Raw genomic sequence first — 15038 nt, 5'->3', positions numbered from 1 at the left:
CCATTACCCCTTATCCCCAGAGGGGGCCCCACCTTCCCCAATTCCCTATGTCTCAGCTTGAAGTAATGCTTAAGTCTTTGCCAATTCGGTTTTTGATGACTCGTGCAGGTATGCCTACAGCAACAGAGAAAGGAGGAATATCTCTATTGACAACTGCTCCCGCACCAATAACACTGCCTTTGCCGATAGTAACGCCATCTAATACTGTTACTCCATGCCCTAGCCAACAGTCATCCTCAATCACAACTCCCTTGCGAGTAACACCTTGGAATTTAATCGGCTCCATCGGATCGGCAAAATTATGATTATTGGCATATATCCCTGAGTAGGCAGCTATTAAGCAGTGTTTACCAATTTTAATGTCTCCTGGCCCCTCAATAGCCACGTTGGGGCCAATAAATGTGTTTTCATCAATATGTATACAGGTATTTTCCAAAGACCCTATATCAACGTTACGCTCAATAGCGACTCTATTTCCTAGATGAATTCTATTATTTTTGTGTCCGCTAGCATCCATCCGCACACCCTTGAAAATATACACTCCACTGCCTATCTCAATACAGCAAGTACCGTTAAATTCAACACCATTTTGAATATAAACTGGACTGCCTATCTGGGCAAAGATACTACGATATCCCAAATTACGCAACTTCGGCCCCAGAATAAGTGTAGGAATATCCCCTAACACAGTAGTTACTAAAAGTTCTTGCACGCGCTGCAATTTAGAAAAATATTGCTCGTTCTGCATGGCTATATATCTCTTCAATCAATTGTTGTTGGGAGTATTGAAAGTTGTTTTGGCTGTATCCTAATCTTCTGCCAACATCAAACTATTTGTATTTATTAATACATTAAACTGAATTGGCAGGATTACCGAAATTTCCCCATGTTTTTAGATGGTTTTCCAAATACTGAAAAACCAGAGCCTGGCTTTGACTATGTGAGCAATTCTTTAACTTAGTTGCAAGAGAATTACTCAATTGATATGCACAATTGTCTTAGATCGCTAGAAGCTTTTGTACCAGTGACGGCACGTAATGATTTTGCTTCTTTTTCACCAGATCAATTAACGAAACAATCTCAGTGCATTGCAGAGTCAAACCCCAGACTATTAAATTGTCTGATGGGGAAATTCGCTGATTTAGATAGGCTACTGTTTCGGTTATCTGGCAAATTTACAAAGCTTGTTACGCAAATAGGGATAAAGTTGTTTACCTTGAGGCTACTTTCTATCAGGCAATTTTAGTCTTTTGAAACAACTCAGTTCCACAAGCCATTTTGCAACAAAAAATACATTTAACTAGACTATATTCAAAAATTAAATAAAATTTCTGCCTAGCATGACAATGTAATTATTGTTGGATTTTATGGGTATTTTTGCCCAAATAAAACCCAACTAAGGTGGATTATCTCCCACATCAGCCATCACATTGAAGTTAACCATCGGTGCAAACAAGTAAGCGCTTCCCCGACTGCTATGACGACTTTCTTGCAACGAATTTCTAGAGTATGCTGCTCCAATCATGTTGCACACAGATGATTTACAGACTAACCAATTCATGTTTGTAATTACATGAATAGTTTTTAATAACAATTGTTTTTAACGATAGCACATTTTATTTTTAGTGGAACACTCTTATTAGTCATTAGTCACTTGTACTGAGCGTAGTCGTAAAGCCTGCGGCATAGCTACGCTTAGGGCGCAGCCTCTCCAAGAGTTGTATTGGTCATTGGTGCATACCCCGTCCCAAGCGATACCCTGAGTAAGTCGTTGAGTGGGCGCAAAAACTTTGTCTTTCATCGAACTAATTCAAACCACTTTAGAGAGTAGGCGTGCTTTCTCTTGGACTAATGACTAATAACTAATGACTAATGACTAATGACTAATGACTCCGCGTAGCGGTTTGATTTCCAAGTTGCTTGTTGCTCATAATGGTGAGATTAGTTAACTTTTTTACTAAGGCGATCGCTACTCTGAAATAATTTTATACATTTAGAGAAAATTTATTGGAAACGGTAACTTTAAAAATACTCTAAGCGGTTAATTACCATTTATTTTTATATTTATACCGTTGCTTGTCCAAGTAATTTTATATTTTTGTATTAACTCAGAATGATATCTACTATACTTATGACACCCTCTTCGTTAAAAAGCTAAAAATTTTTCTCTTCCCTATTACTTATATATAAAAATTTGTAAATCACCCATCCGGGTGAGCCAAGCGGGTGATGCGTGCTTGGCACTACTCATTATAAATTTTATTGAAAGAAAGCTAAAAAGTAGCTTAATTTCCAGGAGAAGTCCAGAAAAAAATATCAAATGCCCAGATTGAGGTATCGGTTTTAACTCACACACTTGGTTCAAATTATGGTTTTAATTAAAGAAATTGTCCAAGAAGCTCTAGCTATCGGCTATCTAAGTGTTGTAGCCGAAGATCAACTGCGATCGCAGCTTCAAAGTAATTATGACTCAGAAGACCTAGATGCCTGGATCATTTTACAGAGAGCTATTGCTGCAGGTGATGTAAAACTTGAGTCGCGCCGGAAAAAAACTTCTCTCTCTCCTAAAGCCAAGGACGCTTCATCTAGTATCAAACTTGCTTATCAAATGGCAGCGGAGATTGCTTATGCAGCAGCTGTAGCTTTGTCAATGACAAAAAATACCAAAGATCAGCCTTCACTAGGCGCGTAAAATAACACCTTACTAAGTCATTTTCCTGATTTAGTATTCAAACTTTATACCAAGTATTTAGCGTAGGCGTAGCCTGCACTTCTCTACGAGACGCTGCGCGAACGGCAAGCTCAGTGACCACCGCAGGCATCGCTTTTCCTAGTTAACTACTTGGTATGATTTTTACATGCTCCAATTTTAGGCGATGTCTACGATGAGCTATTCGGTGTCCCATCACCTTAACTCAGATATTGCACCTCCCCAATCTTCCGCCATAGGTTTCTAACCTATGGCGGTTTTTAAGACTGGTGCAAGATTTAAGTTAAGTTAACTCTTTGCTCTCACACCGCCTCTACGCTAAGGCAATTTTATTAAAAAATAATTAAAATTTTAACTGTTCCTTGACGCAGCTATGATTAAGTTTCACCCTCAGCCAAGACCTTAGATTGATCCCCAGAATCAATTCTAAAATAAATATAAATTCTTTATTCAAAACTAAATTTTTTTAAGTGATACATGGCAGTAAATGATTAAATTTTAATATACCAAGTACATGGCTGAGAGTAAGGCATAGAATTAGAAACACCTTGGTGTAAACTTTAGCAACGAGGTTAAAAAGAATTCTCAATGCTTAACAAAGTCATCGCTTTTTCACAAACTACTGTATAAAGAATTGGCAACATTGGTAAAGAGAGTAAACAATAACCATAAATAAACTTGGAGTTTTGCCAACCTATGCAGCCAATTCGCACATTTAACGTATCCCCTTCACTACCGCCGCGACTCGAACCATTACGGCGTCTGGCATATAACTTGCACTGGGATTGGAACGTTGACACTAAAGATTTATTTCGTCGCTTAGACTCTGACCTGTGGGAGTCTAGCCATCATAACCCGGTGTTGATGCTGGGTAATATCTCTCAATCGCGGCTTCTGGAAGTTGTTGAAGATGAAGGCTTTTTAGCGCAAATGGATCGAGCTGATCGTCAGTTAAACGATTATCTGCAAGAGCGCACCTGGTATCAGAAACAACGGGAGCAGAAACCAAAAGAATGCTACGCCTATTTTTCGGCGGAATTTGGACTTGTAGATTGTTTGCCCGTCTATTCTGGGGGCTTGGGCGTTCTGGCGGGGGATCACCTCAAATCTGCCAGTGACTTGGGGCTACCGCTTGTGGGTGTAGGTTTACTGTATCAGCAAGGCTACTTTGCCCAGTATCTCAATGCCGATGGCTGGCAGCAAGAACGCTACCTGATGAACGATTTCTACAATATGCCCTTGCATCTAGAGCGCAATCCTGATGGTTCAGAATTGCGAATTGCGGTAGATTATCCAGGACGCAAGGTGTATGCCAGAGTTTGGCGCGTACAGGTAGGAACGGTGCCCCTATATTTGATGGACACCAACATTGATCCCAACAATGTTTACGACCACGACATCACAGATCAACTGTACGGTGGCGACATCGATATGCGTATCCACCAGGAAATCATGCTGGGGATCGGTGGTGTGCAAATGCTCAAAGCTTTGGGGCTGAAAGTCACCGCCTACCACATGAATGAAGGCCACGCCGCCTTCTCTGCCCTAGAACGCATCCGCTTGCTGATTCAGGAACAGGGACTGAATTATCCCCAAGCTAGACAGGTGGTGGCTTCCAGTAATATCTTTACTACCCATACACCAGTACCGGCGGGAATTGACTTGTTCGCTCCTGAAAAAATGCTGTACTACTTGGGGTACTATGCAGAGATATTTGAGTTGCCTAAAGAGCAATTTTTAGGACTGGGGCGCGAGAATACAGGCGATTTATCTGGGCCTTTCAGTATGGCGGTGCTGGCGCTGAAGATGGCAACATTTTCTAACGGTGTAGCGCAACTGCATGGTGTAGTGTCGCGGCAAATGTTCCAGGGCTTGTGGCAGAATGTGCCAGTAGAAGAAGTGCCGATCACAGCAATTACCAATGGTGTCCATGCTCGAAGTTGTGTGGCGAAATCTACTCAAGAGTTGTACGATCGCTACTTGGGGCCAAATTGGTCATCAGCACCACCAGATAGTCCATTGTGGGAGCGGATGGACGCTATACCGGATGAGGAGTTGTGGCGCAATCACGAACGCTGCCGCTTAGATATGATTTTATATGTGCGGGATCATTTGGTTAAGCATTTGAGCGATCGCGGCGCTTCCGCTTCCGAAATTGTCCAAGCCCAAGAAGTTTTAGATCCTTACGCTTTCACCATTGGTTTTGCCCGTCGGTTTGCCACCTACAAACGCGCTACCCTTTGGATGCGTGATTTGGATCGTATTAAGCGGCTTTTGCTGGCTAACAAAGACCGAAAAGTGCAATTCGTGATTGCTGGTAAGGCGCATCCCAAGGATATTCCAGGTAAAGAACTCATCCGTGAAATCAATCACTTTATCCGCGAACAACATTTAGAAAAACAGGTAGTGTTTGTTCCGAATTACGACATTCACATCTCCCGGTTGATGGTTGCAGGTTGCGATATCTGGTTAAACACACCGCGTCGCCCACGGGAAGCTTCTGGTACCAGTGGCATGAAAGCGGCAATGAATGGATTGCCGAATTTAAGTGTACTAGATGGCTGGTGGGATGAAGCTGATTACGTCCGCACGGGCTGGGCAATAGGACATGGAGAGAATTACGACGATCCCAACTACCAAGATGAAGTAGAAGCAAATGCTCTCTACGAGTTGTTAGAGAAGGAAGTTGTACCGTTATTTTATGATCACCGGGATAGTGATGGTTTACCCCGTCCGTGGGTTGCCAAAATGAAGGATGCAATTCGGTTGAATTGTCCGTTCTTTAATACAGCGCGGATGGTAGGAGAGTATGCCGGACGGGCTTATTTCCCGGCTAGCGATCGCTATCATACCCTGACTGTTGATAACTATGCCCCAGCTAAAGAACTAGCTGCTTGGAAGGAAAAACTGAGGGAACACTGGTTCAACATCAAAATCAAAGATATTGACATATCGGCAGCTTCAGACATTGAGGTTAACCAAACCGTTGCTGTCAAAGCCAAGGTTGACTTGGCAACTTTGACGAATGATGATGTGCAAGTGGAGTTATATCAAGGTGCGATCGATGCCAATGGTGAAATTGTCAACGCTGTGCCAGTGGTGATGGATTACCAAGGCGAGGATACACAGCAATTAGGTATTTACACGGGTAAGATCACCTATACGGCTTCTGGTTTGCAAGGTTTGTCTTTGCGTGTATTGCCGAAAAATAAAAATCTGGCTAATCCTTATGAACCAAGGTTGATTGCTTGGGCAGAGTAAGAGTAGTGAGTAGTTCTTAAATACTCAAGATTAGGCGTTGCTGATTTAAGTTTAGCAACGCCTTTTATTATGCTACGCAATCACGCCCAAAAAATAACTATAGCCGTAGTCACATAGGTTAGGACATAATGACAAGCGTGAAAGCTAAGAATAGTAAAAGTTTTACCTTCTGCCTTCTGCCGCCTGCCTCCTGCTATACTGCTATAATTATTCCAGTCTCAGCTTTTTTTTGCTTCTTTTTCAACTCGTCGGACTCACGTCCTCTTAGGGGTTTCAAAGGCTATTTTTATGTCTCGTTGAATTTCTTTTACTATCCAAAACACACCACAGATTCAGCAAGGCATCCTCGACTTCTACCTGAAAAAGGCTGACAGGTTTCGGGCGTACTTTCCAGAAAAAGAGGAGTTAAGTGGTAGTTTAAGTGGCAGTAGACCAGATTTTTTAGCGCTTGAGGAAGTGTCTGTACAACCTTGGTCAGGAATGGTGGGCTGTATAGTTGTTGAAGGCACTTTAACGCCAGCAGCAATAGCGCTCATCAGAGAACGCGGAAAACTTGACGAAGATAGCTGCCCTCATCCTTTGCAACTATGGTTCTATGAGTTAATCAATGACACTGAGGTGTTACTGCGGATCGCAGACTTTTCGGTTTGGACGGGCTTCGCTACGCTAGATGAGCTACAGAGCTTGGAGAAAGAAAAGATTCCTGTCAGAGAATGGCACGAAATTTCTTTTGAACCTGAGGAAGGAGTGACGTCACTGCCGATGCTTGAAAGTCTCCAAGAGCTATTGATCCAGGCAGTTAAGGAACTGGAGTTTAAACTAAGAGCAGGCGGTCTCTAATATTTTCATCTTTGAAGGTTGTGTTTTATCAACTCGGCACTACTGGGTTGTTTCTTGTTGCTTAGTCTAAACTCCAGTAAGGAAGCGTTTTTTCCCAAACACAATTAACTACCAATCTACAATACCCCCGTTGATTAGTCTAGTTTACTAAGGATAAGATATTGCGATCGCGTCGCAATATCTAAATCAGAAGCAACGACTCTAAAGCAGCATACGCGAAGCTTTTGCTCAAATTCTTTGAGGGATGACAATGTAGCCGGTGGTGCGATCGCCTAATACCAAATTACGTTCTTCTCCCCAATACCACCAATAAGCAGCAACATAAGCGCAAATTAAGCTATCTAGTTTATCTTCAGTTGCTTTAAGAACTACACCTGCGATCGGAATTTCCATAAAAAACGAATCGCACAGAAGCACACGAGGAGAAAGAGAGGGGAGAATATTGAGAAGATAATTTTGGAGTTTAATTAGTTCTAGGCGGCGCTCATTTAAGCGTCCTTTTTTGTATTTGAGGATGCGTTCTAAGTTGAATAAATTAACGATTGCCGGGTGAGGAAAGACTTCTATTTGATATCTGCTAAGTTTTTGCGGTTCAATAGTAGGGGCGTGTGCAAAACCGCGTGATTCCAATTCTAAACCAAAGTTGATGGTGCGCTCTGCGAAGGGTAGGTTTTGATTAGCTGGGTAGCATCCTGCATGATATTTACCAAAGTATTTATGGCTGAGTTTATCAGGGAGCCGACTCCCAGTAGCGTTGGGTATGAGGGTAGGTGCATCTACGGCAATAATGGCTGGTTCGTCTGCTTGTACGTTGCCATCAATCCAAATGAGGATGTCTGCAATGGCATCTTTGCGGTCTAAATCGAGTAGTTGTAGTTGTCCATCTACCCATTCTAAGCAGCACAGTCCACTTGGTTGCGATCGCCAGCCTAAATCAATGCCAAGAAATTTCATGGTTATAACACGAATTTGCGATTATTTTCGCCTTTTTGGGCAACCATTTACCTAAATTTACTTGCCAAAAATTTTGAGAAATAATCTTATAATTTTAAGCAGCTTGTCTTAATTTATTTTATCTGGCAATAAGTTAATCAAGATTATTCCAATGAAAATTTTATTTTTACATCCCAATTTTCCCTCACAATTTCGCAATATAGCGACAGTTTTAGGTAAAGATCCTAATTGCCAAGTCGTCTTTGGGACAAATCGTCGGGAAGGGGAAATACCTGGTGTTTATAAAGCTATTTATACTCCTTCTCGTGAAGCGGCACCTCAAACTCACCACTACGTTCGCAACCTGGAAAATGCTGTTCTCACAGCACAGGCTGTCTATCGCGTGGCAGAAAAATTAAAAGCTGAGGGTTTCGTTCCAAATATAGTTTATGGTCATTCTGGTTGGGGGCCGACTTTATTTATCAAAGATGTTTTCCCCAAAGCAGAATTATTGTGTTATTTCGAGTGGTTTTACCATGCTCACGGTTCTGATGCAGATTTCGATCCTAACGATCCGCTGAATGCTGATGATGAATGCCGTATCCGCGTGAAAAATGCACCGATTTTAACTGATTTATATAGCTGCGATCGCGGTCTTTCTCCAACGAATTGGCAGCGTCAGCAATTTCCCAAAGAATATCATAGTAAACTCACTGTAATTCATGATGGTGTTGATACCAAATATTTTGTCCCAAAACCAGGCGCAAAGTTAGTTTTACCAAGAATAAATCTTGACCTTTCCCATGTGGAAGAGTTGGTAACTTATGTAGGACGGGGGATGGAACCTTATAGAGGTTTTCCGCAGTTTATGGAAACGGTGGCGCTAATTCAGCAGCGAAGACCTAAGTGCCATGTGGTAGTTGTGGGAGAAGATAGGGTGGCTTATGGGAAGAATCTTCCTGATGGTCAGACTTATAAACAATTAATGCTAGAAAAATTATCTTTGGATTTATCAAAGCTGCACTTTACAGATAGGCTTCCTTACAATGAGTACCTTCAGGTTTTGCAAGCTTCTTCTGCCCATGTTTATTTAACTCGTCCTTTTGTTTTATCCTGGTCAATGTTAGAAGTAATGGCAGCAGGATGTTTACTAGTAGCCTCTAAGACTCCGCCAGTATTGGAAGTCGTACAGGATGGGGTAAATGGACTGCTGGTAGATTTCTTTTCTCCCCATAATATTGCTAATAGGGTTGAAGAGGCGCTGAATCATCCTCAGGAGATGCAAGCAATTCGGGCGAATGCGCGAGAGACAATTCTGAAGCGTTATGATTTGGCGAAACTGTTACCACAGCATTTGCAATGGATGTTCGCTGGTAAAAGTTCTGATAGTTTGAAAAAGCGCTCAGTTTCTAAAGGATTTGGCAAAAATTAGATGTCACTAGTCATTAGTTACAACCAACAAATTAGACTTTAGACAAATGACAGAGAAATATAAAAGCAATATTTAAAATGCGGATTCTTTTTACCATTGCCCATTTTTTCAAACCTAGCAGTGAGGGTCGTCATGCTTCCCAACGCAAAGACCCGCAACCCCGCTTGCAGGCATTAACTAATAGCCTTACCGCCTTACACCAATTATTTGGTAAATCTCAAAGTATTATTAACATTGCTCAACGAATAGCTTTTCCCGCTAACCAGCCGCAGTCGCACGAACTAGATATTGTTATTTGTACAACCCAAGATAATCATCTTTTGAATCAACTTCCTTTACCATCCCATTTATATAAGCATCATTCTACTAATGTAGAACCTCTGCTTTTAGGGTTTGAGTGTCAAGCTGTTCTGCAAAGTTGTCTCGGTCAGTATGATTACTACTGCTTCTTGGAAGATGACTTAATTATCCATGATCCTTGGTTTTTTATAAAAATAAATTGGTTTACTCAACAAGCGGGTGATTTAAATTTGCTCCAGCCAAATCGTTATGAAGTCTCCCCTTCAGCTTTGGTTCACAAAGCTTACATTGATGGGGATTTGGCTTTGCGAGTAACTGCTCCCTTTCAAAATGTGCAGGAGCAACAAGAACTTAAGGGTACAATTATGAATGCACCAATTTCCTTTTGTCGTGCCCTCAATCCCCATGCAGGCTGCTATTTTTTGAATGCAAATCAGATGACTCATTGGGCTAATCAAACTTATTTTCTCGACCGGGATATTAGCTTTGTTGGCCCTCTAGAAAGTGCTGCCACGTTGGGAATTATGAAGACATTTCGGGTTTACAAAACCTCACCGGAGCAAGCAAGTTTTTTGGAGATTCAGCACTTTGGAACTGGATTTCTGGGGCTAATTGGAGGACAGGTGGGTTTAGCAGAAAGGTAAATCGAGTTTAAGAGTTTGGTTTTGGTGAAAAAAATTAATCCATTGGCATTTTCCATAACCGATCAGTGTGACTAGATAATCATACAATTAATGCGGTTTATGGAGAGCGATCGCAACCAATGGCCACCAGAAATGGAAACGAGTTGAGCGAACAACACCCTGACGCCAAACAATTATCGGAAATAAACGTAGTTCATGCCAAGTTATAGGAAGTTTGCCCTTGAGACGCTTACCTTCCATCAAGTTAAAGTGCCGGAAGGTACCTTGGAGATAAATATTCCTAAATGTATGTTAAAACTTATAACATTTTACTATTAAAAAACTAAAACAATCCAATTCTTATACTAATGTAGCGTTATTTTAATCATTGTTAGGAGTATGACTATGACTACTAGTACCCTGCTGCAAGAAATAGAAAAGTATATCCCTATTGTGGGAGATATAAATATCAAGAGTCCATTAGCATACCAAGCAACTCGTGGGGCGGTTGAGGTAGTTAACACAGTTCAGATGGCAGTGGCAGAAGCTTATATCAACGGATTAGAAGTTCCTGATTCCGTTCTAGAATCGCTTTTCGATACCTGTATGCCAATTTTATTTCAGTATTTCCCATCCCTCCTGGCACCGTATGAATGGGTATTAAAAGAAACTGATCATCTCGCGGTAGGATCACGGGAACTAATGAAAATTCAATACGACTTGCCTCAAGCCATGTTGAATACTATGTTATGGGACGGGAAACTCATTTATCCTAAGTACAGCATGGGATTGTGGGAAAAAGGAGCATTAAACCTTGAGCAATCCCAAATGCACATGATTGATGATGTGATTGAAAAGCTAGACATCAAGGACGGAGACAATATCTTAGACTTTGGGTGCGGGTGGGGATGTGTTCCTAATTACATTCTTTCTAAGTTCCCCAATGTCAAGTTTACGGGTCTTAATTTGAGCCACGAGCAATGTGAATATATCCGCCACAAAATGCAAGATCCTGAGAGTTATCTCAGTTCAGATCGGTTTACCCTATATGAAGGTGATTTGAATAATGCAAATTTCGAGACGAAGTTTGATAAAATCCTCTCGATTGGTGTTTTTTGTCATGTTGGTAACTTAACGGGAGCCTTTAAAAAATTAGCTTCGTTTCTAAAGGATGATGGCAAAGTTTTAATTCACATCATCACAGTCCGCATCCCTAACAATATGTCCAGCGTTTACACTCACAAATATATTTTTCCACACGGTCGGTACTGGAATTACGATGCAGTTCCCAGCCATAACCAAGACCTCAAAACAATTCAAAGATGGTATCTTAATGGCTCTAATTACTCTAAAACACTAAGTAACTGGTTACAAAATTTTGACGACAACCAGGCAACAATAAAAACATTAAACTATGGCATGGACTATGCCAAGTTTCGCCGGATATGGAGGTTTTATTTGATATGGTTTATTCGTAATTTTGCTAGTTGTGATGGAGAATATAATGGTAATGGTCAATTTTTAATGGTTCATGCTTAACCGGACAAAGCTAGTGTTTCACCTGCTAGGGGATGGACATCCTGCCTGTCCTTATTTAATTAGCTGAAGATGCCTTCTTGACAAAAACATCTTCATTCTGTTAAATGTTTGGATTCTTGACTGAGAAGGCAAGGAACAGACTTTTCTCCTGAGCAATCTGTCAACCAGAATATCAAATAGATGTCTTTGCTTCCACCTTGAAAACTGAGTTCTGACAGTTTCGGTTTCTGGCGCGAGCGAGAAGTTCTGTTTCAGAAGGCACTCTAATCTTTGACGCTAGCTTTAGGAACTCAAGGATTTTGATGAACCAAAATGTTGGGTCTGGAAGATAGGCAACCTGTCCCTCTCGCACGGTTATGCCATGCCGCGCTGACGACTGGAATGCATGATGAAGATTATGCCAGCCTTCACCCAGGGTCAGAAACGCGACGAGCCAATGGTTTCTACTGTAATCGTTGGTTGTGAACGGTTGCTCGCCCAGTATGTGGCTGAGTGAGTTGACGGTGGCGACACCGTGGAAGAGGACAGTCGTGCTGAGGAAAAAAGCGCCGAGATATTCAGCTCCACCGATGTAGTATGAGAGTGTACCGAGAGCAACGGTGGGAATGAAGTGCAAACGGTCAACAATCTTCAAAACCACATTACTCTCAACATCGGTAGGAAGCTTCGAGGGAAAAAACTGTGGCGAGAATAGCCATCCAGCTTGAGACCACCAGAATCCTTTGATTCCCTTGAAAGGCATATAGGGGGAATGAGGATCTTTTTCCTGGTCTGAGGATTGATGATGGGCCATGTGGTGAGCTTTCCACCAACTTGGCCCCATCTGCCCAGCTGAAGCAGCCACAATGCTTCCAACGCATAGAACTGAGGTTGGAGCCTGGTAGCTCTTGTGGGTGAGTAGCCTATGGTAGATGCCAGTAGTTGCAAGCATTCGTATTACATATAACAACACGGCCCACAAGGTAGCACCCCACGATAAGCCAGTAACAATAATGAGTAGTGATCCTAAATGACTCACCACGATCAAAGTAGGCCCTAATATGTAAGAAATAATCGTCAGTTGAGAGTAGTGCTTCATTAGTCTTTTAATGTCCTTAAGCTTCAAAATAGAAATGCACCACATCTTCGCCGCAGTTTAGCTCATGGACAGCAGAACGCCCACCGTTGCCAGCGTTAATACCACAGGGATATCTTGGCATAATTCGCTTGGAATATGAAAAGCAGCTTCAAACACAAGCTGTGGCAAAAAAAGTATTGAAAATGAGTTTTTTTGTAAGCGAATGGCACTAAGCAATTTCTGAGAAACCAAGTACGACCCTTGTTGCTATCAGTCCTACCGTGTATGGTAGTTGCACCCTCCAAGCAAGCATTGCCACGACATCTGCAATCAAAAGTAGGATCTTAATTAGTTAAATGCTCAGTCTTATAAAGTCAATTTTCGTCTAGCCATTGGTTACACTTACAATACTTTAAGCTTACACTATTTAGGCTTTTTAGGGTTTTTAAATGGTTGCTCGTCTTGCAAAGTTCTGATGCCTGCGGCGGGCTGCGCCAACGGCGGGAACCGCCGCTCAGACTTTGCGCTATTTACGCCGTGTTGTACTAGAGACAGTCCAGGCTAAAGTTTCACCTTTTCTTAGTGCCATTCCATTTTCGGCTAGAGTAGTAAAGCTTTCATCAACAGACTTCCCGGAGTGGAAAAATTAACTTACAATTTCTCAGGTTAGTCCTCCTTCCTTTGACAAAAACTTAAATTTTGTCTATTTCTATAAATTAAAGATACATAAAGCGCTCAGATCAAGAGAAAAAGTATTGTTATTTACAGGGTCTTGCGGTTTAGTATTTCTATTGCCGTGCTATCTAAACGCAACCTTCTGCATTGTTAATGTATCGATTTACAATGCGATTGTATCGACTTACAATGCGATTGTATCGATTTACAATGTGATTGCATCGATTTACAATGTGATTGCATCGACTTACAATGTGATTGCATCGACTTACAATGCTAATGCATCGATTTACAATGCGATTGTAGCGACTTTTTATTTACAGCAGACTACAGTAAGGCATTACAATGCCCACCCTACAATCTATTGTTACTACACAAAGTTGTCGTTTTCTTTCATGAAGAGTTTCTACACCAATCCGAGTTGAGTTAAAATCTCTAATCCACAACGGCGAGTTGACCTGGAAAATGTCAAAATTAAATGAGTTTTGCGTAGGCGCATACTCCTACGGAGAAGCAAGCTACGCGTAGCGTCTCCAAGAGTTGCGACTTGTCGCCAGACATCGCCACTTTACATAACGCGGATTTGAGATAACTAAGTTGAAATTTATGGGCAAGCAACGTGTTCTTTCTGGAGTTCAACCAACAGGCAATTACCATCTAGGCAACTACTTGGGAGCCATTCGCAACTGGGTAGAAGGTCAGAGCGAATACGAAAATTACCTTTTTGTAGCTGATTTGCACGCGATTACAGTGCCACACGATCCAAAACAATTGGCAGCTGATACCTACACCCTTGCTGCTCTCTATCTAGCTTGTGGTCTTGATTTAAATCACTCCACCATCTTTGTCCAATCCCACGTTTCCGCCCACAGTGAACTCACTTGGTTGCTCAACTGCATTACACCTCTAAACTGGCTGCAAGATATGATCCAGTTCAAAGAAAAGGCACTCAAGCAGGGAGAAAATGTGAGTGCAGGCTTATTGGATTACCCTGTGCTAATGGCGGCTGATATTTTGCTTTACCAAGCCGATAAAGTCCCAGTGGGTGAAGACCAAAAGCAACACTTGGAATTGACACGGGATATTGCAGCTCGGTTAAATCACCAATTTGGTAAACCAGATCAACCAGTTCTGAAGTTACCAGACCCTTTGATTCGCAAGGAAGGAGCAAGGGTGATGAGTTTGGCAGACGCTACACGCAAAATGTCAAAGTCTGATCCTTCCGAGTTAAGCCGAATCAGTTTGCTAGATCCGCCAGAGCAGATTCAATACAAGATTAAGCGTTGTAAAACTGATCCGATTCGTGGGCTGACTTTTGATGATCCAGCGCGTCCAGAGTGTAATAACTTGTTAACGCTGTATACATTGCTTTCTGGTAAGAGAAAGGAAGATGTAGCAGTTGAGTGTCAGGATATGGGCTGGGGACAATTTAAGCCATTGTTGACGGACACGATAATTGAGTCCCTGAAACCAATCCAAGAAAAATATCAGTCAATAACGGCGGACAAAGGCTATTTGGAATCTGTGTTGCGGGATGGAGGAGAAAAAGCTAGAGCGATCGCAAATCAAACTTTATCACAAGTCAAAACGGCTTTAGGCTACTCTCTTCCTCTATAATTTGTCCCTTTTCGGTGTGATTTGTTATACCATTTAATAAATTGAAACCTT

Annotated in this window: 12 protein-coding genes; 7 read left to right on the top strand and 5 right to left on the bottom strand. The window is 41.8% G+C overall.

The window, feature by feature from the left end; translation table 11 throughout:
- Positions 1–52: 52 nt before the first annotated feature.
- On the bottom strand, positions 53–748 hold the full coding sequence (locus ACFFAP_RS10695; RefSeq protein ID WP_375511189.1) for an acyltransferase: 696 nt from the start codon (positions 746–748) through the stop codon (positions 53–55).
- A 648-nt stretch (positions 749–1396) separates the two neighbouring features.
- Positions 1397–1561, bottom strand: a complete 165-nt coding sequence (locus tag ACFFAP_RS10690; protein ID WP_179063512.1) for a hypothetical protein — start codon at positions 1559–1561, stop codon at positions 1397–1399.
- Positions 1562–2368: 807 nt separating this feature from the next.
- On the opposite strand from ACFFAP_RS10690, the gene ACFFAP_RS10685 reads away from it, so the two are divergent.
- The 3 genes from ACFFAP_RS10685 (at position 2369) to ACFFAP_RS10675 (ending at position 6811) form a co-directional block, all read left to right on the top strand.
- Positions 2369–2692: a hypothetical protein gene (locus ACFFAP_RS10685; RefSeq protein ID WP_375511188.1), complete on the top strand. Its 324-nt coding sequence runs from the start codon at positions 2369–2371 to the stop codon at positions 2690–2692.
- A 714-nt stretch (positions 2693–3406) separates the two neighbouring features.
- Positions 3407–5971 carry an alpha-glucan family phosphorylase gene (gene glgP, locus ACFFAP_RS10680; RefSeq protein WP_375511187.1) on the top strand — a complete coding sequence of 855 codons (2565 nt, stop codon included), beginning with the start codon at positions 3407–3409 and terminating at the stop codon, positions 5969–5971.
- 456 nt (positions 5972–6427) lie between these two features.
- Positions 6428–6811 carry a hypothetical protein gene (locus ACFFAP_RS10675; RefSeq protein ID WP_375511186.1) on the top strand — a complete coding sequence of 128 codons (384 nt, stop codon included), beginning with the start codon at positions 6428–6430 and terminating at the stop codon, positions 6809–6811.
- 228 nt (positions 6812–7039) lie between these two features.
- Here the strand turns inward: ACFFAP_RS10675 and ACFFAP_RS10670 are convergent, their stop codons facing one another.
- A complete protein-coding gene (locus ACFFAP_RS10670; protein WP_375511185.1) occupies positions 7040–7765 on the bottom strand; it encodes a DUF429 domain-containing protein in 726 nt (241 codons plus the stop codon).
- 151 nt (positions 7766–7916) lie between these two features.
- On the opposite strand from ACFFAP_RS10670, the gene ACFFAP_RS10665 reads away from it, so the two are divergent.
- Together ACFFAP_RS10665 and ACFFAP_RS10660 are read left to right on the top strand one after the other, a co-directional pair.
- Positions 7917–9176, top strand: coding sequence for a glycosyltransferase family 4 protein (locus ACFFAP_RS10665; protein WP_375511184.1), 1260 nt, complete (start codon positions 7917–7919; stop codon positions 9174–9176).
- 77 nt (positions 9177–9253) lie between these two features.
- Positions 9254–10120 carry a calcium-binding protein gene (locus ACFFAP_RS10660; protein WP_375511183.1) on the top strand — a complete coding sequence of 289 codons (867 nt, stop codon included), beginning with the start codon at positions 9254–9256 and terminating at the stop codon, positions 10118–10120.
- A gap of 87 nt (positions 10121–10207) precedes the next feature.
- Here the strand turns inward: ACFFAP_RS10660 and ACFFAP_RS10655 are convergent, their stop codons facing one another.
- Complete coding sequence (locus ACFFAP_RS10655; RefSeq protein WP_375511193.1) at positions 10208–10396, bottom strand: DUF4070 domain-containing protein; 189 nt, start codon at positions 10394–10396, stop codon at positions 10208–10210.
- 108 nt (positions 10397–10504) lie between these two features.
- On the opposite strand from ACFFAP_RS10655, the gene ACFFAP_RS10650 reads away from it, so the two are divergent.
- Entirely contained in the window at positions 10505–11638 is a 1134-nt protein-coding gene (locus ACFFAP_RS10650; RefSeq protein ID WP_375511182.1) for an SAM-dependent methyltransferase, read from the top strand.
- 172 nt (positions 11639–11810) lie between these two features.
- Here ACFFAP_RS10650 and ACFFAP_RS10645 read toward each other — a convergent pair whose 3' ends face one another.
- Positions 11811–12716 carry an acyl-CoA desaturase gene (locus ACFFAP_RS10645; protein WP_375511181.1) on the bottom strand — a complete coding sequence of 302 codons (906 nt, stop codon included), beginning with the start codon at positions 12714–12716 and terminating at the stop codon, positions 11811–11813.
- Between the two features lie 1260 nt (positions 12717–13976).
- On the opposite strand from ACFFAP_RS10645, the gene trpS reads away from it, so the two are divergent.
- Entirely contained in the window at positions 13977–14987 is a 1011-nt protein-coding gene (gene trpS / locus ACFFAP_RS10640) for a tryptophan--tRNA ligase (RefSeq protein WP_375511180.1), read from the top strand.
- Positions 14988–15038: the final 51 nt, after the last annotated feature.

Origin of the sequence: uncultured Nostoc sp. (assembly GCF_964245575.1) — a bacterium.
In the GTDB taxonomy this organism is placed as follows: Bacteria; Cyanobacteriota; Cyanobacteriia; order Cyanobacteriales; family Nostocaceae; genus Nostoc.
Note: the sequence above shows the minus strand (reverse complement) of the source record. Positions and strands in the feature narration are given on the sequence as shown.

What these genes read in the sequence shown, in the direction of transcription:
- ACFFAP_RS10695 (WP_375511189.1), bottom strand. Translation starts at nt 748, where the DNA reads ATGCAGAACGAGCAATATTTTTCTAAATTGCAGCGCGTGCAAGAACTT.
- ACFFAP_RS10665 (WP_375511184.1), top strand. Translation starts at nt 7,917, where the DNA reads ATGAAAATTTTATTTTTACATCCCAATTTTCCCTCACAATTTCGCAAT.
- ACFFAP_RS10645 (WP_375511181.1), bottom strand. Translation starts at nt 12,716, where the DNA reads ATGAAGCACTACTCTCAACTGACGATTATTTCTTACATATTAGGGCCT.
- ACFFAP_RS10660 (WP_375511183.1), top strand. Translation starts at nt 9,254, where the DNA reads ATGCGGATTCTTTTTACCATTGCCCATTTTTTCAAACCTAGCAGTGAG.
- ACFFAP_RS10685 (WP_375511188.1), top strand. Translation starts at nt 2,369, where the DNA reads ATGGTTTTAATTAAAGAAATTGTCCAAGAAGCTCTAGCTATCGGCTAT.
- ACFFAP_RS10650 (WP_375511182.1), top strand. Translation starts at nt 10,505, where the DNA reads ATGACTACTAGTACCCTGCTGCAAGAAATAGAAAAGTATATCCCTATT.
- trpS (WP_375511180.1), top strand. Translation starts at nt 13,977, where the DNA reads ATGGGCAAGCAACGTGTTCTTTCTGGAGTTCAACCAACAGGCAATTAC.
- glgP (WP_375511187.1), top strand. Translation starts at nt 3,407, where the DNA reads ATGCAGCCAATTCGCACATTTAACGTATCCCCTTCACTACCGCCGCGA.
- ACFFAP_RS10670 (WP_375511185.1), bottom strand. Translation starts at nt 7,765, where the DNA reads ATGAAATTTCTTGGCATTGATTTAGGCTGGCGATCGCAACCAAGTGGA.
- ACFFAP_RS10690 (WP_179063512.1), bottom strand. Translation starts at nt 1,561, where the DNA reads ATGAATTGGTTAGTCTGTAAATCATCTGTGTGCAACATGATTGGAGCA.